Annotated in this window: 17 protein-coding genes; 7 read left to right on the forward strand and 10 right to left on the reverse strand. The window is 45.3% G+C overall.

Annotated elements, in window-relative coordinates; all coding sequences use genetic code 11:
* Positions 1-37 precede the first annotated feature (37 nt).
* Both AC534G_RS21850 and AC534G_RS21855 read left to right on the forward strand, forming a co-directional pair.
* Positions 38-910 (forward strand): phosphorothioated DNA-binding restriction endonuclease, encoded by an 873-nt coding sequence (locus tag AC534G_RS21850; protein ID WP_110496118.1) that lies wholly within the window; start codon positions 38-40, stop codon positions 908-910.
* Positions 911-1,229: 319 nt separating this feature from the next.
* Positions 1,230-3,122: a restriction endonuclease gene (locus AC534G_RS21855; RefSeq protein WP_071814223.1), complete on the forward strand. Its 1,893-nt coding sequence runs from the start codon at positions 1,230-1,232 to the stop codon at positions 3,120-3,122.
* Between the two features lie 522 nt (positions 3,123-3,644).
* Here AC534G_RS21855 and AC534G_RS21860 read toward each other — a convergent pair.
* The 10 genes from AC534G_RS21860 to AC534G_RS21905 form a co-directional block, all read right to left on the reverse strand.
* Positions 3,645-4,880 (reverse strand): hypothetical protein, encoded by a 1,236-nt coding sequence (locus tag AC534G_RS21860; RefSeq protein ID WP_141400004.1) that lies wholly within the window; start codon positions 4,878-4,880, stop codon positions 3,645-3,647.
* A 431-nt stretch (positions 4,881-5,311) separates the two neighbouring features.
* Positions 5,312-5,683, reverse strand: a complete 372-nt coding sequence (locus AC534G_RS21865; protein WP_223369725.1) for a hypothetical protein — start codon at positions 5,681-5,683, stop codon at positions 5,312-5,314.
* A gap of 26 nt (positions 5,684-5,709) precedes the next feature.
* The gene (locus AC534G_RS21870) at positions 5,710-6,543 is read right to left on the reverse strand and encodes a DUF4942 domain-containing protein (RefSeq protein ID WP_025987720.1); all 834 of its coding nucleotides are present in this window, start codon (positions 6,541-6,543) and stop codon (positions 5,710-5,712) included.
* Between the two features lie 114 nt (positions 6,544-6,657).
* On the reverse strand, positions 6,658-6,999 hold the full coding sequence (locus AC534G_RS21875) for a TA system toxin CbtA family protein (RefSeq protein ID WP_216422548.1): 342 nt from the start codon (positions 6,997-6,999) through the stop codon (positions 6,658-6,660).
* Positions 7,000-7,022: 23 nt separating this feature from the next.
* On the reverse strand, positions 7,023-7,349 hold the full coding sequence (locus AC534G_RS21880) for a type IV toxin-antitoxin system YeeU family antitoxin (protein WP_019725272.1): 327 nt from the start codon (positions 7,347-7,349) through the stop codon (positions 7,023-7,025).
* A gap of 13 nt (positions 7,350-7,362) precedes the next feature.
* Positions 7,363-7,839: a RadC family protein gene (gene radC, locus AC534G_RS21885; protein WP_019725273.1), complete on the reverse strand. Its 477-nt coding sequence runs from the start codon at positions 7,837-7,839 to the stop codon at positions 7,363-7,365.
* A 9-nt stretch (positions 7,840-7,848) separates the two neighbouring features.
* Positions 7,849-8,295 (reverse strand): antirestriction protein, encoded by a 447-nt coding sequence (locus tag AC534G_RS21890; protein WP_025987722.1) that lies wholly within the window; start codon positions 8,293-8,295, stop codon positions 7,849-7,851.
* A gap of 211 nt (positions 8,296-8,506) precedes the next feature.
* Positions 8,507-9,196 (reverse strand): hypothetical protein, encoded by a 690-nt coding sequence (locus tag AC534G_RS21895; RefSeq protein WP_009309812.1) that lies wholly within the window; start codon positions 9,194-9,196, stop codon positions 8,507-8,509.
* A 564-nt stretch (positions 9,197-9,760) separates the two neighbouring features.
* Complete coding sequence (locus AC534G_RS21900; RefSeq protein ID WP_019725276.1) at positions 9,761-10,651, reverse strand: GTPase family protein; 891 nt, start codon at positions 10,649-10,651, stop codon at positions 9,761-9,763.
* Positions 10,652-10,733: 82 nt separating this feature from the next.
* Entirely contained in the window at positions 10,734-11,822 is a 1,089-nt protein-coding gene (locus AC534G_RS21905; protein WP_216422887.1) for a hypothetical protein, read from the reverse strand.
* Positions 11,823-12,191: 369 nt separating this feature from the next.
* On the opposite strand from AC534G_RS21905, the gene AC534G_RS21910 reads away from it, so the two are divergent.
* From AC534G_RS21910 to AC534G_RS21930, 5 genes are all read left to right on the forward strand, one after another.
* Entirely contained in the window at positions 12,192-12,434 is a 243-nt protein-coding gene (locus AC534G_RS21910) for a helix-turn-helix transcriptional regulator (RefSeq protein ID WP_040190205.1), read from the forward strand.
* A gap of 303 nt (positions 12,435-12,737) precedes the next feature.
* On the forward strand, positions 12,738-13,337 hold the full coding sequence (locus AC534G_RS21915) for a YagK/YfjJ domain-containing protein (protein WP_240726112.1): 600 nt from the start codon (positions 12,738-12,740) through the stop codon (positions 13,335-13,337).
* A gap of 256 nt (positions 13,338-13,593) precedes the next feature.
* The gene (locus tag AC534G_RS21920) at positions 13,594-17,007 is read left to right on the forward strand and encodes a DEAD/DEAH box helicase family protein (protein WP_216422477.1); all 3,414 of its coding nucleotides are present in this window, start codon (positions 13,594-13,596) and stop codon (positions 17,005-17,007) included.
* Between the two features lie 63 nt (positions 17,008-17,070).
* Positions 17,071-18,705 carry a type I restriction-modification system subunit M gene (locus AC534G_RS21925; RefSeq protein ID WP_216422476.1) on the forward strand — a complete coding sequence of 545 codons (1,635 nt, stop codon included), beginning with the start codon at positions 17,071-17,073 and terminating at the stop codon, positions 18,703-18,705.
* Positions 18,702-19,889 (forward strand): restriction endonuclease subunit S, encoded by a 1,188-nt coding sequence (locus tag AC534G_RS21930; RefSeq protein WP_216422475.1) that lies wholly within the window; start codon positions 18,702-18,704, stop codon positions 19,887-19,889. The genes AC534G_RS21925 and AC534G_RS21930 overlap by 4 nt, the downstream gene beginning before the upstream one ends.
* The last annotated feature ends 3 nt before the right edge of the window (positions 19,890-19,892 follow it).

The raw sequence follows: 19,892 nt of genomic DNA on the forward strand, positions 1-19,892 counted from the left end.
GAGCATCATCGCAATTATTTACCTGATAATGAAATCAATGGCTTCCAGTAAAACCCTGCAACAGGCAATTGCCGACATTACCATCTGGCGTAAAGGCGAGCAGCGTGCGCCGCATAAGCCTCTGCTGCTGCTTCATGTGCTGGCGGGTTATCAGCAGGGTCATGGTCGCCTGTTTGACTACGGTTCGGAGGTTCGCGACCCGTTGCATAGCCTGCTGGAGCGATTTGGACCACAGCGCGCGCAGTACCGCCCGGATATGCCCTTCTGGCGCTTACAGGGAGATGGGTTCTGGGAGCTACAAAACGCCGAGCATTGTTCAACATCCGGCAGCAGCAAACAGCCCCTTGCCGGAGAACTGGTGACACATAACGTTGCCGGAGGCTTTGATGAACAACATTTTGCCCTGCTGAAAAAGAGCAAGAATCTTATTAATGTCCTGGCCCAGCAAATCCTCGAGGCGCACTTCACCGAAAGCATTCAGGAAGAGATCGCGGATGAACTGGGATTTGATATCCTGCAAATCCGCAAACAACGGGACCCATTGTTCCGCCAGCAGGTTCTGCGTGCTTATAACTATGAATGCGCCATCTGTGGCTTCAATATGCGCCACGACAGCACCTCAGTCGCCCTGGAAGCCGCCCACATCAAATGGAAACAGCACGGCGGCCCGTGCGAGATTTCAAACGGCCTGGCGCTGTGCGCAATTCACCATAAAGCCTTTGATAAAGGTTCGATTGGGCTGGATGAAAGCATGCGGGTTCAGGTATCACCCGCAGTTAATGGCAGCGGTATGGTGGGAAGACTGTTCTGGGATTTCGACGGTAAATCGATAGCGCTGCCGATGATGCGCGAGAATTATCCAAAAGAAGGGTTTGTAGAGTGGCACAGGAAAGAGGTGTTTAGACGGTGAGTGCGAAGGCCGGACTCGCACATAAATCATAACCTCATGATTTAAAACATCTAATTAAAAACACTTTCATTTTATACCAACACAGATACCAACGCGAAAATTCATTGTTCTTCGGCATCGAACCCGGACAAACATGACTGAGTTGTATTAGCTCAGATTTGAGCTGACACAGCTCTAGCACAGATCTAAACCTAATCTGACCCAGTTGCGGACGTTGCTTACATCATCTTGATATTCAATGAGGGCAAGAATAGATTATCTATATTTGATATAACTAAGCAAGGCGAATCTCTACAATGATATTTATAGGAGCAGATAAATGGCTGATATTGATTCTCGATACAAACTAAGCGGGTCTTTAAACCCCAGTTCGCTTCCCATACTTGCTGCTGACATTCTTAAATGGTCTCTTGGTCATACTAAGGTTCGCATTCTTGATGGCCCTGGCGATGGTAGAAGAGATATACTTTCAATAACTCCTGAAGGTATACCGCATTTAACCCAATGCAAACACCACTCTGACGACACAAAATCTGTTAGCTCACGAGAAACAGATGAAATTGTTATAGCTTTGGCAAAGTTTGGAGTTAAGTCTGCTTTATTTTTTACGAATGGCCGCATTTCTCCACAGGGAAAGCGTGAATACATTGATAATTTTCCAGGTTATTCTCTGGACTATATTGACGGCGACTTAATGTTGCAATATGTTGAAGAAAGCCCGTTACTATCGCGAATGTGGCTCCATGATTCTACCTTGGGAATGATCACCCATCGCTTGCTTATCCCCTTCATCATTAGGAATGTAAGTGACGATAGCACTGTAAAATTAAATGCAAATCAATATAAAGATATTTCTAGCTATTGGGGACCACGTGAATTATTTGAACCATTCCGAGCATCAATTAAGTCTGGAGGCATTGGTGATTTGTCGGCTAATTCGATTAGCGGAGAGCGTAGACTATCCCTGACAGAACTACCTAGTGCTATTGCTGATATGAAACAGAATGTATTGCAAACATTGAAGGGAACTTATTCTGGAGTGACTGTAAGATTTGGTAAACCCGCTTTGATTAACCCCAAATCTAATAATGAGGACGACAATATTTGGATAGGAGGGATTGAGCCAGAGAGTTACATCATAAATTTTAATGGGGAGATAAAGACTGAAAAGGAATGGCTTCTTCCTGAACTGGGAGAGGACTGGCAATTCCCTGATAATATTTCAGTAGCTGAAGTTGAGTGGGCCGGTTGGTTTTCAGAAAATCATGATGCATTCTTGATGTACGAACTCCTATGGCCTTATGTCACTGGAAGCAATCACCTAGTTGATGTTTATGAGCATTCTGAACGAGAGGCCGTTAATCAATCACTTTTTGCCGCTGTAAATGACGAACAACTTGAATTGATACTTCAAGCTCTTGTTCCTCAACCTGATTGGTTTGAAAGCCTGGGAGGGGAAACTGTTCTAGGATGGCTACATCCTTTTTTGTGTCATAATAAAAAAGAGCAACAAAGAAGTATCAAAGTTGAAGATGGAAAATATATTCCTTATCATCCTGAAGCAGAAAGATTTTTTGTAGAAGCAGAAAATATTCGTCATCAACTTAAAATAATGGGTATTGATGAGTTTGAACCTGCTCGAGCAATTCATTTGGCCGCTGCATTAGCAAGACCACTGGTCTATACAAAGTCATTTGATAGAGCACCTGCAGCACAGATTTTAGAATATTACGATAATATACCATCACCTATTTATTTACTCGATCGTAACATGACTTACTTACAAATGTGGGAAAGCTTTGATGAATCTGTTTTTGAAGTGGATATAGACATTAGAGCTTTAGAAGCCCAACTTCCGGATGGGTTGACACTTAAGCTGGATGTCAAAATGGGAAGGCGCACAGAACGGTTATTTGCAATGGTGATGTTAATAGCTAAAAGTATAGGTCCTGAAAGTGCCACCCATCATGCTAATCGATTAATGAACCTTGTGAGTTATATGACTCCAACGTTGAAAGAAATCGTTGAATCAATTTGGCCTGGAGCTGTGTTGGCGACAAAACGTTTTTGGCGCGATGAAGTAGGCATGTTTTTTGAAGGCGGTAAATTTATAGGCCGTCCATGGGTTATGATGATGCCTCCTGACAACGCTACCGATCAGTCTCCAGAGCTATATATTATTCGCCCCGATCAGTTAGCAGAAAACAAATAGCAAACAGAGGGCTCATTGACCACTTTTACCTTCGGAGCCCTATATCAAGCCCACATATTCATTTTCGACTCTAAAATGTGCATATAATGTAATGATTGTTTTAGACTTCCGCCATTTAACCTCAAGACCGCCAGCTGTAACTGAGTTTTATGAGTTAACCCATGGATTTCGACAGTTCCAAAATGGCTTGTATGCTATGATTTTCACTTTCTGTTTTAGCAAGTATTTGAAATCTAGTGGATAAAAATCAAGGCTATAACAAGATAACCATCTTCTAAGTGTTAATGCCCGCACCTCGCTCAGAGCAGACCAGCCCGCCAAAATTCTGGCCGTTATGTGCAATATGCGGACATTGTTATATCTGACATGAAAAGCTCATTCCGCTATATAGGCATTAAGTCGGTGATGAGTTAGATATCTCTGAGTTGATTGAAATCTAGGGTTGTTAGGGCTACAACAGTAGCCCTGTACAAATGACTGGAGTTCAGACCTCTGATGAAATTGAACACTAATCATTGGAACTTATTCTTCATTAACATTTAAAAAATGAGTGAATAGATTGTCTAATTTTGTTAATTTAAAAATATTATCTGAATCATTATCGATGATATGCAAGAGTGATATCATGGATGATTGCCTTTCAGCGCTTAAGGTCAATTCTCTAAGGTAGTTATAATCTGTGGAATACTCGGTCTCATCACTAAATTTAAGAAATTGGGGCATTGCATCCGGACTGTAATCAGATTGTCTCATTGCCCATATCATTCCAGCTAACAATGATGATTTTACAGTATAATATTCAAAACCTCGGCTAACAGATTGACGATAATCTTGGTATATCTCATTACCCAATTCCCAACTCATCACAGAGACATACAGGGCGTGCACAAATTTGTTTCTAATTACAGGGTGGGGGTGAGAAACTTTAACGCTATCTAATTCCGTATACTTTCCCTCAGATAATTTATAGAATACATTAAACATTGAAGTTTGGACATATAAAAGCAAAAAAGTGTTAGGTGGTGTTAATGTATCATTTCTCACCATCATCCTCAGTGTTAAATACATGCCTTCGAGGTCTGCAAGTATCTCTCTGGCATGCTGGTCAATGTTCTTTTGGATGACGCTGGGAGTTACCTCAGGATTGGAATTATTAGTGTTGCTTGAGTAATCTAGTTCATGATAAGTAACCGATTCTTTTATTTCTTTTTTTATCTTGTAATGCCCTTGAACGTGATGTGCAAGTTCATGAAAAAATATCCACGCAATCATTAATTCAAACATGGCAAAACGGCAAATTAATTCTTCATCAGTCCACATGGTATTTCTGTTGTTGGGAATATTTTTGTATAGCTCGACCATATGAGCGACCGTGTCAGACGCGCTGATTCTTGGGGGGATACCACCTTCGAATAAAAATTCAGCATCACTAAAGGGCTCATCAAGAGCGTTGAAATGCCAATTTCCGCTTTCTAGATTTTTAATGTAACCTGGATAGGTAAATGACTGGATGTAGATTTCCTGAACCATTCCAAGGTTAATTTCAATATGGGTTCGATAGCGTGAATCATGATAACTTGTACAAGCTGCATTGATGTTTCCATCAAGAGGCAGTTCATAAGTTAAACACCCAGATTTTTTTGAGTATATATTATCATTTGCCCACATAGCTAAATCATCCAAGACCAATCGAGCCAGTGGTTCAATAAAATCTATTGGTGCGCAATTTCTCTCAAGTTCTTTTAATGTGCTATTCATAAATCTCTCTTCAATAATTTGAAATAATTGTATTTTAGCTCTTTATTTATTGCCAGTCTAGTGATGAAGAGGTGCTGAAATATTTCAAAGATGGAAGTTTTTAATTCCGCATTGCTATTAGCCTCATTCCAGGATAATTTTTACTTTGATAAATTATTGAGAAGTTCATCATTGTAAAATTAATTATTTTTATAGACACACAACACAAATTCCTCTTATAAATTAAAATCAAAAAACTTCTTTATTGCTGGATTTTATCTGGAAAAAAGGATCATAATTCTGTACAGAGTAACACAATCTGCTCTTCGCTCTTCGCTCTTCGCTCTTCGCTCTTCGCTCTTCGCAGACTATCAGATTTGATTGTGTGCTGCTAGGGAAAACCGTCACATCAAGTCTGAGCTAATACAACTGAGTTAAGATGACGAAATCTGTTATATATCATCTTCCTCGACAGGCTCCAGCACATCAAGTGGGACTCGCACCATAGCGATGGAACCAATACGGATAAACGCGTCTTCTCCATCAATATTGGTTAACTGATATCGCTCTGTTGATTCCGGCTCTAATTCCAAAATGTCAAAAAATGCATTCAACTGACCGATATCGCCATCACTTTCTTCCTTAGACTCATCTGGCTCACAAAAAAGCTCAATAACCGGGCCACCATTCACCATGGTGATATGGACATTTCCATATTTTCCTTCATTCGCATCACCATCCTCGCCAATCTTTGCGCTAATGATTTGTTTGTAAGCGAACCCATAGGGACTACCTCGTTTAATAACTCGTGGTAATTTGAACATAGCCCTACTTATAAAAACATTATTTCTCATTTGGCAGGCAACATCCCTGGATAGTACTTCGCCACAATGTCATTCATCTTCTCCACCAGATCCAGACGATTAAACGTGATATGCCCGCTGCCCTTCTGAAAGTAGCGAATGGTGAACAGCTCATCCTCGAAGACCTGCTGATGCGGGTTGTCGCGCACAAAGTCCATAAACCGGATAGAGATATCATGCCGGTTATCGGGAATGGTCTTCCCGTCAAGTAGGTACAGCATCCTCTCCAGATCGGCGAGCTGATCGCGTCGCCAGCCCCAGTTCAGGCTGTAGCCCCATCTGTCATGCTTCACCAGATTGTTGACGATAATCTTCTTGCCGAAGTAACAAGGATTATTGGTTTTGTAGTCCCAGCTCAATCCCTTGAATAAATTAATTATCCCGCGCTCAAAAACGTCCTGCTTGTTATGGTGCAACTGCTCAAAGGTACTCAGGATATTGGCTTCACTGATGGCCGGAAGATCGCCCTCCTCCAGGTTCTTCGCCCACTGACTGCGGGCTTCAGCATCCATCAACGTTAACATCCCGGACTTCAGCATCAGATCGCGCCAGATGCTGCGGTCGATATTGCGGGTGATGACAGGCATCGCTTTATCTACAGGTTGCACCAGCCAGCAGTCGAAAGCATGGCCCTGCCGCATCGCCCAATGACTCGCTATGTCGCCGCCAATTTCTGAAGTGAGTCGGGAAACGTCATCTAGCTGACAAATCAGCGCCTCAATCTGTTTCAACGCAGCATTACGTCCTGTGACGATGCGTTCAATACTGGTGGAGCAAATCAGCTCATTATGATCGGTTAAAATTTCAGCTTCTGCTTGCATGGTATTTTGTCCGTAAAAAGCAAACACGCCCGCCGGGAATGGCAGGCGCATTATGCAATGAGTTAATAAGGAAAAAAGATTGGTGATGTAAATCGGGAAGACGGCTCGCAAGATTCAGCGTATCGAAGGAAGATGTCTTTGCCGTAACAGGCCGGTTGCCTGCCGCGCCCGCAAAATATCCACTGCGCCCAGATAAGGTGACTGTTCCTGACAGTTAAACCCTCTGCGATCGATACGTACCAGTTCGTACTTTTCCACCAGAAAATTAACGGCATCAACCAGTGTGATGCCTGCGTTGATATGTTTCTGAATAACGGTTTCATCGCTGAACGGCGTGTCATTCAGGGTAAGGCCATAATGTTGCTCCAGCAGACGGGTAAGCAGCATCTGCCAGACCGTCACGGGAGACGGGCGCGGCTTAGCCGCCCGCTGAATTGTTGCAGGTAAGGTTTTCATTTTTTCTCGCGTGTGAAAAAGGTTTAACGTTGAGTGGGATAAATAACGATGTAGACGTAACCACAACTACCGAGAGTATCGGCTTCACAGGTGAAAGCGTTGTGGTAGAGAGTGACGCTGTGCGCATGACGGGGATTAAGTTCGCCAGTGCTCAGCATCAGTTCCATCTGGCGGATAAAATGCGGGAATGCTTCTTCCAGCTTCAGACATTCGGCGTCACCAAATTTACCGGTGATATTGGCCCGGTCAGCCAGGTAGTGCAGTCGGTTGCCTTCCTGTACCAGCCTTGCGCCAAAATTCGGTGTGAAACTTCGCTTTAATCCCCACTGTATGGCATCAGTCAGTGGCATCTTTTGCTCTCCTTCATAACCAGCCACGTTCGGCAAATGAAACCACTGTCATGCCTCCGACTATGCAGTGATCCAGCACCCGGATTTCTACCAGCGACAGCGCCTTTACCAGTCTGGCGGTAATCTGTCTGTCGGCCTGGCTGGGCTCAGCTTCACCGGAGGGATGGTTGTGGGCAAAAAGCACGGCGGCTGCATTATGGCGAAGGGCTGATTTCACCACTTCGCGGGGATGCACTTCCGTGCTGTTGATAGTGCCGGTAAACAGGGTTTCGTGAGTAATTAGCTGATTTTGCTGGTTAAGATACAGCACAAGAAACATTTCGCGCTCCAGCCCGGTCATTTTCAGACGCAGCCAATCCCGGACAACCGTTGTGGACGTGAATGATGCGCCTGGTTCGCGCAGATGGTGTTCAAGCAGCGCCAGAGCACGCTGAACAGTACGCCGGGTTGTCAGCGGTAGTTCCTGCGGTAGTGATAAGTTGAAAGTCATACCTATTCCTCAGTCAATAATGCGCATGATGGCGGAGCATTCCTGATGGTGCAGAGCATACTCACGCAGACGATAAAAGTGCGCTGTCATGGCATCGCATCCGGTACGGCAGGCATGATGGCTGTACTCGATAAGACAGACGGCAATTCCGGCGGCCTCTGCACTCATTTGCGTGTTATTGCCGTTCATGCTGTTAAAGAGTTGCCATTGCACATCGCTGTCAGTATCCGGCACCATAAAAGCGCCGTCGTTACTGAGCGTGTAAAAATTCCAGATTCCGCCGCTGTAATCCGCACAGAAACGGTCCATCCACGCAAAGATACGCGGCTCCAGTAATATCCACTGTGGAATAGCGGCAAAATGCTGCGGCCAGAAGCCGGGGCGCTGTTCATCTGCGACAGGCGTGGCGAAAATAGTGTCTGACAATAAGGTGGCGTCAGTAATTGCAGTATTCATGATTAATCACTCCGAAAATAAAAAAGCCAGCCGGTCAGGGCTGGCGTGATGATGAGTCGTTAAATCAGGGGGGTTAAAACGCGGTGAGAAGTCATTTCTGCCTACTCTTGTGACAGGTGATGCAATGAGTGAGGCGGCATAAAAACAAAAAGGCCATGCTTCCCGATGGAGGCACGGCCTTTATGACTGAGTCAGAAACAATACCAGGGGGTTATTGCCCCATGTACTCCACCTTTGCATCGGTGGCGTTACCATCAGATCCTACAGTAACAACGATTTTATCGTAGGTGCGGTAAGCGGCATTGTAGACTTCATATACCACCGTATTTCCCTTCACTTCATAGCTGCCAAAATCAGCGGCGTCTGCCGTTTCACGGTCATATTCTTTCGTGTACGCCTGTCTGGCCGCTTTCATTACCGAACCTTTGTTGACTTTCAGCGGCTTGTTCCCGGTGGCATCTGCTGATGCGCCTGTAAGAGCGTTGACATATTTCGGACAAACCTGGAGCATATCACCACGGGTAAATTTCATTTGTGTGCCAAAGACCTGCACGCTGGAATTATCCTGAGCGGCAATTGATTCAATGGCTTTCCTGGCTGCGGCGGGTGCCTGTCCGCCTTCGATTTCAACAGCTTTATAGCCTGTCTGTTGATTACACATCTGAGAGGTGGGGATCAAATTCCCGTTAATACTGATACGGCTTCCCATCAGTTCCTGCTGACCGTTGGGGCAACCCTGCAACTGGCCGAAGATACCAATAGTGTCTTTTTTCAGCATAACCAGCGCCTGACCGTCTTCCGTCATGGTCTGGCACCATCCGTTTTTCACCATCCAGTTGCCTGCTTGCGCAGAGACAGAGGCGGCGGAGAGAAAAAGAGCAATTATTGTTCTGGTTTTCATAAATCACCTGTGGATTGGCAGCAGCGGTCGGGAAAGAACCACTGCATAAGTTATTAATCAGTCAACATCTGTCAAAGGAGCAGGAAACGGCGCGAAACGAGCTAGGATATCCTTACTTTTTGATAGGTTAAGACGATCAATTCATGGATATCGAAAGTTATTATTGATAGATAATAACGATCAATTTCTTATTATTGATCGTTTATACAGATCGATATATTCTTTTCTGACATACACTGCCCTGAAAAAGTGCAACGTTTGACCCTAAGGCGCATGCCCAGGGACATTTATAGATTCAAAGAAAGAGAGGGGTACGCGATTGAACATCAGCAGAAGAAATTAACCTGCCGTGTATACACCGAATACAGAAGCACTGCGGTGGCAGGCTCCCTGTGGTCACCAACAGCACTTCTGGGAGCGGTAAGCGCCGCCGCAATCGGTGTGCATAATCTGGCGACATGGAACCCGGACTATGAAATCGGTAAGAACTACGTAAAACGAACCTTATCCGTAAGGTATAAAAAGTAACGGGTTTACATCTGTCCGTGGCTGAGTCTGTCCGGTTCAGCCAAAAATCCTCTCCCATAATTCCGATGCAAGCTGTACCAGTTTTTCCCGCAGCCTCCTCAGCAACAAGCTCCAGCCAGAAGGCAGACGCTCAGAAGTGATCACCGTATCAAAAGCCGAACCGGCTATTTCACCAAAACGCTGACGTACAGCGACATCACTCTCCTCCGTATGATTTTCTGGCTTTAACTGGCAATAAAAAGCGCTACTGGCCTGTACAGGTAACGCGTGTATCATCAGTTCCACCAGAGCATGCAGGTTGTAGCCGGTATGTGCTGAAACAGCCATCACCGGGAAAGAGGACGGCAACTGACCAGCAATCTGCGAACTGATAACCGCAAGTGAAAGGCACTGCTCAGTTGAAGGAACAGCCTGACCGGCAGGTTCTGGCAACGGAGGAATGCGATCTGCCTGGCTGATGACAAACAGGAAACGGGAAGCATCCGCGCCATAAGCAAGTAGTGACCGGTGCGTGACAATATCCACCGCCCGCGCACGATCATCAGCACGCAGGACCCAGATAATCAAATCCAGCTCCGTCAGCAACTTCTGATACAGCGCCGAATATTCCGCATCGTATTCCGGTGTCTCGCCAACTCCAGGCAAATCCACCAGTGTCATGCTGCGCTCGCCCACGGTGAGCACTATCCGCTGAGGTTCACGGGTACAGCCCAGCAAATCGCTGGTCAGGCATACCGGTTGTTGAAACAGGGCGTTGCAAAGCGAGCTCTTACCCGCCCCGCTTTTGCCCATAATGCCAATCACGGGCTCGTAGTTGATGGCGTGTTGCAGGCGGGAAAGAATACGTTCGGTCGTTTGTTGGGGTAAGAAATTAAGGCAGGCACGCAGGATATCACTGGTATCCTGCGATTCGGGGGCTTGGGACATGTTTTACTCCTGTGAAAAGCAAAGCCGGAAGGAAATCAACCGGCTATTCACATAAGTAATATAGGCATGAAAATTAGTGGAGTTATTGTTTTTTCTTTAATAAAGATATTTTATATTCATTAGGATTGCCTTTATATTTCCCATATTCATCATCAATCAGCCTTTCAATAAATTTATTTATATTAACACCATGCAATTTAACCAGCTCTTTAAGCTCTCTACGGGTTTTTATAGAAATTTCAGTATTAAGATTGAAGCTTTTCTTTTTATCTCGTCGCCCGCGCTGCTGAAACGCTTTTTTCATGTTATCCAGAAGTAATTTTTTATCCTGACAATCAATTTTATTCCCCCGTATAACCCAGCAATCAATTGCCCCCATGATTGCAATATATTTCTCATTTGCATCTGCGGGCTTAAACCAAAAAAGGATGTTATCATTGACATCCTTCCTTTTTAATAAATAATCCCACGCCCATTCAATACCCTCAGAGTCTTTTTTCTTTAACCATTTAAATTGTCGAACAGGGCTAATCAAGTGAAGCCAGATACTACGAATATGTTCGAATGACTCTTTAATTTGGATAGGATTGAAGAAACCCGAGAGTTTATTGAAGAAGGTAATAATTAACCGACTCCTTTCAGCGGAGCTGACGGGATTATCCGGAAGTCTAAAAAAAGAATATAAACAATGATCCTCTGAATCCCAGCCATTTTGCAACTTTAATTCTGGCAAATTGAGACGGCTATTTGATGCAGTGCGGATATATATCCAAAACCAGAAAATGGCTCGCTCATTGGCATCTCCTTTTAACCACCTAAAATCAACATCACGAAGGTAGGGATCTTCACCTCCATTTAAGACTTGCTTTTTAGGGGGAGTATCTTCCTGAGCCAATACCTGCCGCATCACACGTTCTATCGCAGGGTCAGTTTGATTTATTTCGGACACCAGAGTAGCAGGAGAAAGATCTACATCTGCGCACTCGTGCTTACTATCATCGCCAGGAAGTTGCTTCACCTCTGATGCCTGCAATAAAGAGCCTTCCTTGTTATTTTCAGGATTGACAGAAGTGGGCGGCTGCTCAGTCGAAACCATTTCTTTCTGTGATAATTCAATAGAGAATAATTCTCCAAAAGCACCTAAATGACTATCCTTATCATTCTTATTCATTATAAACACCTGTATTTAAAAACACTATACTACGTATTTAAATTGTATTTTTACTGGAGTCAACTAGTGAGTTTAATGTAATGCTAATTATGAGAATAAGCCCACAATAGATGGCTAAAATCTAAAAAATAACTATGCCGTTATGATTTTTTACTGTCGTAATCATCGGCAAACACTATACGCATTTTTCGAAAGAATTTTCAGGCATATCAATGGGCGCATCATGCTAAAAGTGACATCAATGGGCTGTATGATTCAGGCAGATGTAACTTTCTACTTCCGAGCTCATAGTATGAGATAGATGCCCGTTACTCTCCCATCGACAACAGGCTCTCTCCCAACTCAACACCACCATACGGGAGCATCGCTATGACCAGCCAAACGACTTTGCCATTAACTAAAATCCTGGATTCAAAATCAGTATTGAATGATCAGCTCGTCGACATGGCATTTATCACTGCCTACACCAATATGACCGACAAATGGTTCTATAGATTAATTTCTGAAAATGCGTTCCCAGCACCAATTAAACTTGGCCGAAGTTCTCGTTGGCTAAAAAGTGAAGTCGAAGCCTGGATGACAGAACAGATTAAAAATTCAAGAGGACAGTAATTATTAATCTTTAGAAAAGACCTTAAATCTTAGTTACGAATGAAACATGCAAAAATCAATTAAACATCCATTTCAAATAACACAGATTACATAGAAAAATTAGCTGAATTTAGAATTGTATCAAATAAATTAATTTGGGTTTTTTAGTATAATTAATACTCTCCCCAGACTTACATTTAATATCTATCCAATCTATTCACTAAACATAATTACGTATCGTACTTACCCTTATCACGTACACTGAAGATATTTTATCTGCACTCCCCCATCATCTAACAACGTTTTAAAAAACAGGTCTAACCTATGAATAATAGTCACCAATATAACCCATTATGGAATCCAGACTGGTTTCTTTCAGTAATTCTGGATAATCATATCGATGCAATGGTAGCCAGATATTCTTGTTTACTAACATTACGCCTAGACTTCTTTTATAAAAAGGATACCCCTCGCTACTTACATCAAGATCATCATGCACTTGAGCGTGACCTGCGATTATTGATGAATAAAATGATGCAAAAAGCTGCTATTGTGGGCTATTTCTGGGTCATTGAATGGACAGCCGTTCATGGCTTCCATGCACATGCTGCATACTGGCTGGATGGGCATCAAACGCAAAGATCCTATCCTTTTGCACAGCAGGCAGGAGAATTCTGGAAGCAGTTAACCCAACAGGAGGGCTATTTTAATATATGCCAGTTTAAAGAACCTTATAAAGCCGATATCAATATTCCCGTGCGTTATAATGAACCCGCCAGCATTCTAAATATTCGTCGAGTATTGAGCTATCTGACAAAAGAAGAGCAAAAAGAGGGGCTCTGTTCATACGGATGCAATGAAGTCCCACAACGTCCAATGTCAGGGAGGCCTCGTAAAGCGATGGGCACTATTTCTGAAAATTAGTACCGAACCGTTCAATCGCTTGTTCCACAAACACATAGAAAGGCTCGCAGGTATTTGAGTTTCAGGTAAATGTTAACAGTACGAAACGTATGCTTTCATCTGCGCCTTCTGTATCATTGCTGCCAGTGCAGTACCATGAGACAACATTCAACAGTAATGTTGTTTAGTGAATAAATCTGGGCTCACTTTGTCAGCCAAATTAGTGTGATATCCTTTCCACAACTCCTGTTGTATCCACGACATAAGGCGATGATTGATGGAGCAGTCTCTCAATTTTGAAATGTTGCGCAGCCAGTGGCCGGAACTGGCAGAACTCGCGTGTATGGCGGAACGATATGTTCACTCCGATCCGGAAAGCTGTCTGGTCAAGCTACGCAACTACACTGAATTGATGGTACGTTGGTTATACCGCCAGGAACGGCTGCCTGAAGGCATCAAAGCAAATCTGTATGATTTAATGAACGCCGATGTCTTCACCAGCATGATGCCAGAAGCCATCATCATGAAAATGGATGCACTGCGTATCCATGGCAACCGCGCCGCACACGGTGGACGTATTAAAGCTAAAGATACCTATTGGCTGCTCAAGGAAGCGTATTTACTGGGAGTTTGGCTCTATGTTCGTTATGCCCATGGTAATGTTGATAATTGCCCCAAATTTTCTCTTCCTCCGTTAACACAATCTTCAGGTCGTGCAGATGAAAAACGTCTGGAAGATGCAATCAGGGCTCAAGATGAAAGCCGTGAGCGCGAACTGGCGTTACAACGCGCACTACAGCAGGAGCAGGAAAAGGCCGAACACCTCACTCAGCGCCTGAACGAAGCCAGGGCGCGTAACCAGCATGTTGCCGATATCCTCTCTATTGATGAAGCGGAAACCCGCCGCCGTCTGATTGATTCTCGCCTGCTTGCTGCTGACTGGAATGTAGGTGAAGAACTTAAGAATACCGATCAGGTTACGCAGGAACACCCGGTTAAAGAACAACCTACTACAACTGGCGACGGTTATGCGGATTATGTCTTGTGGGATGAGGCGCACAAACCGCTGGCGGTAGTGGAAGCAAAAAAAACCAGCGTCAACGCCGAGCAGGGGAGAATTCAGGCCCGGTTGTATGCGGACTGGCTGGAGAAAGAATATGGTCAGCGTCCGGTCATCTTCTACACCAACGGCTACGATATCTGGCTGTGGGACGAGCATAAAACTCATGGTTATCCTCCGCGTCGAGTATTCGGCTTCTACAGCAAGGAAAGCCTGCAATATCTTATTCAGCAGCGTGAAACCCGTCTGCCGCTGAACAGTGTGCCGCATGTTAAAGATAACGAAGGTAAGGCCGTTGCCGGACGTTTGTATCAGCTTGAAACCATTGCCCGCGTCAGCGAACGGTTTACCAACAAGTACCGGCAATCGTTAATTGTTCAGGCCACTGGTACAGGTAAAACCCGCGTGGCAATTGCGCTAAGCAAACTGATGATTGATGCCCGTTGGGTAAAACGTGTTCTGTTCCTTTGCGACCGTAAAGAGCTGCGCAAACAGGCGGCGAATGCCTTCAATCAGTTCACCAATGAGCCGCTGTATGTGGTCGGGAAATCGAAAAAAGCAGACAGGCAGAACGCCAGGATCTACATTGCCACTTATCCCGGCATGATGAAAATCATGGACCATTTTGATGTCGGTTATTTCGATCTGATTATCGCCGATGAATCCCACCGCTCTATCTACAACGTCTACGGCGACCTGTTTAAGTATTTTGATGCCCTCCAGATTGGCCTGACGGCCACGCCGATCGACATGGTGAGTAAAACCACTTTCGGCCTGTTTGGTTGTGAAGGACGTATCCCTACCGCCAACTACAGCCTGGAAGATGCCATCGCCGATAACAATCTGGTTCCCTATGAGGTTGTTACGCACACCACGGAATTCCTGCGCGAAGGCATCAAACGGGAGAAGTTAAGCGACGCACAAATCCGCGAACTGGAAGAACAGGGTATCGATCCCAATACGCTGGAATTTGATGGTAAGGCGCTGGATGAGGCGATCTATAACAAAGACACCAACCGCTATATCCTACGTAACCTGATGGAAAATGGCCTGAAAGATCGAGACGGCCAACTGCCAGGTAAAACCATCATTTTCGCCCGTAACCACAAACACGCACTGCTGTTGAATGAATTGTTCGACGACATGTACCCGCAGTTTGCCGGACGCTTCTGCCAGGTTATTGACAACTACGACCCCCGTGCCGAGCAACTGATTGATGATTTTAAAGGGCTGGATGAAAGCACCAACAAAGAGCTGACCATCGCTATCTCTGTTGACATGCTCGATACCGGCATTGATGTCCCGGAAATTGTGAATCTGGTCTTTGCCAAGCCGGTCAAATCGAAAGTGAAGTTCTGGCAGATGATTGGCCGTGGTACGCGTCTTTGCTCAGGGCTGTACGGCAACGATGACAACGGCAAACCGCTGGATAAACAAAAATTCCGTATCTTCGATCACTGGGGCAATTTTGAGTATCACGAGCTGCATACCGAAGAGGCCGAAGTCACAGCGACAAAATCGCTGGCGCAAAAACGCTTCGAGGCATGGATCACGCTAGGGACCGCTGCTCAGCGTAAGTTCGACAAACAGGCGGTGGATTTAGTCGCTCACCAGCTTCGTGAGCAGATCAACGCACTGGATGAAAAGTCGATTGCCGTACAGGAAAAGTGGCAGCAAAAAGCGCAGTACAGCGATGAAAAAGTGCTGCGCCAGCTTTCCCCGAAAACACAGCAGGATTTGCTCTCTGTCCTGGCCCCGTTAATGCAGTGGTTGGACGTACGCGGGCAAAGCGATGCCATGCGCTTCGATATGGATATTCTGGCGGCGCAAACCGCCCGTTATACCAACCCGGAAGAGCTGGACGTACTCTGGCCGGTAATAGTAGAAAAGGCCGATCGCCTGCCGCCGCATCTGGCTCAGGTGCAACAGCAGGGACAGCGGATTAATCAGCTTCGTGATTTAGGCTGGTGGAAGCAGGCCAGTCTTGAAGAACTGGAAGATATCCGCATTCACCTGCGCGGCATCATGCACCTGATGGAGAAAGATGCTACGCCGAAATTTGGTTCGATACAGGTGGATATTACCGAAGATGCGAACCTGATCCAGACGGAAACCCGTAAAACCAATATCCGCTCGATTGATTTCAAACTCTATCGACAGCAGGTTCAGGGAGCGCTGGAGCCGCTGTTCCAGCAAAACCCGGTGCTGAAGAAAATCCGCAACGGCGAGCCGGTCACGCAAGCCGAGCTGGATGAACTGGCGAAGCTGGTGCTGATCCAGAATCCGAACGTTGATATCCGGGCACTGAAAGAGTTCTATCCGCAGGCAACAGCTAGCCTGGATAAACTTTTGCGTACCATCATCGGGATGGACAGCGACGCAGTGGAAGTGCGCTTTGCCCAGTTCGCCGCTGACAACAGCCTGACCAGCCAGCAACTGCGCTTCCTGTCATTGCTGAAAAACCATATACGTGATTACGGCACAATTGAAATGCGGCAGCTCTTTGAACAGCCGTTTACCCATATCCACAACGAAGGCGTTACCGGCGTGTTCCCCGACATAGAGCAGATCGCCCGGTTGCAAAAGATAGTCGAAGAGTTGGGTGTTGTGACCGACGCAGCGACGGTATAATACGCACGTGACAAGCCCCGGCAGCGGGGCTTTTGTATTTATAACAGGATATAGACGTTAACAATGATCACCGGTGACTTAAAAAGTAAAATCGACGGCCTGTGGGAAGATTTCTGGGTAGGCGGTATCACTAACCCGCTGACCGTAATCGAACAAATCACCTACCTGATGTACTCCCGGATGCTGGATACCCAGGAACAACGAGACGAGAAGCGTAAGCAAATCGCGGGTATTGATTTTAAACCGCGCTTTACGCCAGAACAGCAGGAGTTCCGTTTCAGTCACTATAGTAACCTTGGCTCGGATGAGATGATGGAAGTAGTGCGCGATGGCGTATTCCAGCATTTCCGTCAACTCGGCCAAGCCGATGCGTCGAAGGTGACGCTGCTGGGCAACTTTATGAAAGATGCTCGTCTGGAGATCGTTAAACCTTCGCTATTGACTAAAGCAGTGGAGGTGATCAAAAACCTGCCACTGGATCGTGGTGACACCAAAGGCGATCTCTACGAATATCTGTTAAGCAAGCTAACAACCGCTGGGATCAACGGTCAGTTCCGCACGCCACGCCACATTATCCGCGCGATGGTTGAAATGATGGAGCCGAATCCGGCGCGCGGTGAGACAATTTGCGATCCAGCCTGTGGCACCGGTGGTTTTCTGGCGACCAGCTATGAATATTTGCTGGAGAAGTACAGTTCTCTTGAGTCCATTCATACCGAGATTGGCACTAACGAACGCGGCGAATTAGAAGAGCAAAAAATCTTTACCGGCGATCTGCTGACGCCGTGGCGTGTGCATGTCGATAACAATATGTTCCACGGTTACGACTTTGATACCACCATGTTGCGTATCGCCGCCATGAACCTGATTATGCACGGAGTGGAAGCGCCGGATATTCATTATCAGGACACCATGAGCCAGAGCTTCAGCACTAATTTCCCACAGGCCAGTAAAAACGCTTTCAACCTGATTCTGGCGAACCCGCCGTTTACCGGTTCACTGGATGAGGAAGATATCGACTCCACGCTGTCGGCGATGGTGAAAACCAAGAAAACTGAGTTGCTGTTCCTGGCGCGAATTCTGCAAATGCTGAAAGTGGGCGGACGCAGTGCCACTATCGTGCCTCAGGGGGTGCTGTTTGGCTCCAGTAAGGCGCACCAGTCCCTGCGTAAAACGCTGGTGGAAGATAACCAACTGGAAGCGGTGATCAATCTGCCTTCCGGTGTATTTAAGCCTTATGCCGGTGTGGCGACGGCGATCCTGATCTTTACCAAAGGCGGTCAGACGGATGAGGTCTGGTTCTACGATCTACGAAATGACGGCTACAGTCTGGATGACAAACGTAACCCGGTAAAAGACAACGATCTGCCGCACCTATTGGCAAGCTGGAAGCATTACCGTACTTTGCGCGGGCTGCCGGTTGATAACTTTATGGGCGAGAAATTAGCCTCGTTGCTGAAACAACATCAACCGGAAGGGATTGATGCTGGCGTTGATTTTAAAGATCGCACTCAGGCGGCGTTTGTGGTGCCGAAAGCTGATATTGCCGCACAGAAATACGACCTCTCTATCAATCGCTATAAAGAGGTGGTGTATCAGGCCGAGGAGTATGAAGATCCGAAGGTGATACTGAAGCGGCTGAGGGACCTAGAGAAAGAGATTCTGGCGGATTTGGATGAGCTGGAGGGGATGCTGTGAGCTGGCAGATGGTGAAGCTTAAAGATTGCTGTGAAGTTGTGGGAGGTGCAACACCTAAACGTAACATCGTATCCTACTGGGGCGGTGATATTCCGTGGATAACGCCAAAAGATGTGTCAAATCTTAGTGAACCTTATATTTACGAGGCACCGGAATATATAACTAAAACAGGGTATAAAGCTGCTGCAACATATATGTTACCTGTAGGAACGATTCTACTCACATCACGAGCACCAATAGGAAATGTAGCTATTGCTGGTATTGAACTTTGTACAAATCAGGGTTTTAAAAGTTTAATTCCTGGGCGAAATGTTCACAATAAATATTTATATCATTGTATTAAGAAATTTGTGCCACAATTGGAGCTATTAGGTAATGGTGCAACTTTCAAAGAAGTATCTAAAAAAGTTGTAGAAAATTTTGAAATCCCGTTGCCTCCTTTTGAAGAACAGAAACGTATCGCGGATATTCTTGATAAGGCTGATAGCCTACGTCAAAAACGCGAGCAAGCCATGAAACTGGCTAACGATTTTTTGCGTACTACGTTTTTGAATATGTTTGGCGATCCTGTTGAAAATCCAAAAAAACTAAAAAAAGCTCCCATTACTGAATTGGCAGAGGTCATTACCGGATTTGCATTCAAAAGTAATGAGTACATTAGTGATGCACCAGAATCAGTACGGCTTTGCAGAGGGGCAAATACACTTACGGGGTATTTAGATTGGGCTGATACAAAATTCTGGCCAAAAAATAAACTAGAAAAGCTAGATAATTATTTAATTAAGGCGGGTGATATTATCCTTGCTATGGACCGTCCGTGGATATCAAGCGGGTTAAAAGTATGCATATTCCCTGAAAATCAGCGAGAAACGTACTTAGTTCAGCGTGTAGCTAGGTTACGACCTCGTTGCGAATCTTACACAAACTATATTTACAGTTGTATTAAATCGCCAGCTTTCGAAAAGCATTGCTGCCCGACAGAAACAACGGTGCCACATATATCTCCTGTTGAACTTAAAAATTTTGAAGTTCTAATTCCACCCGACGAACTTATGGCTAATTTTCATTCGATTGTATCAATAATCAATAATAGCTTAAATAAAATGGCGTCAGGCGATATTGATAGCGACGCCCTCTTCTCTAAGTTAAGTCAGCAGGCTTTTTCAGGACATCTTAAGAGGTAAGTA

The sequence above is a fragment of the Citrobacter sp. CRE-46 genome, assembly GCF_059615875.1.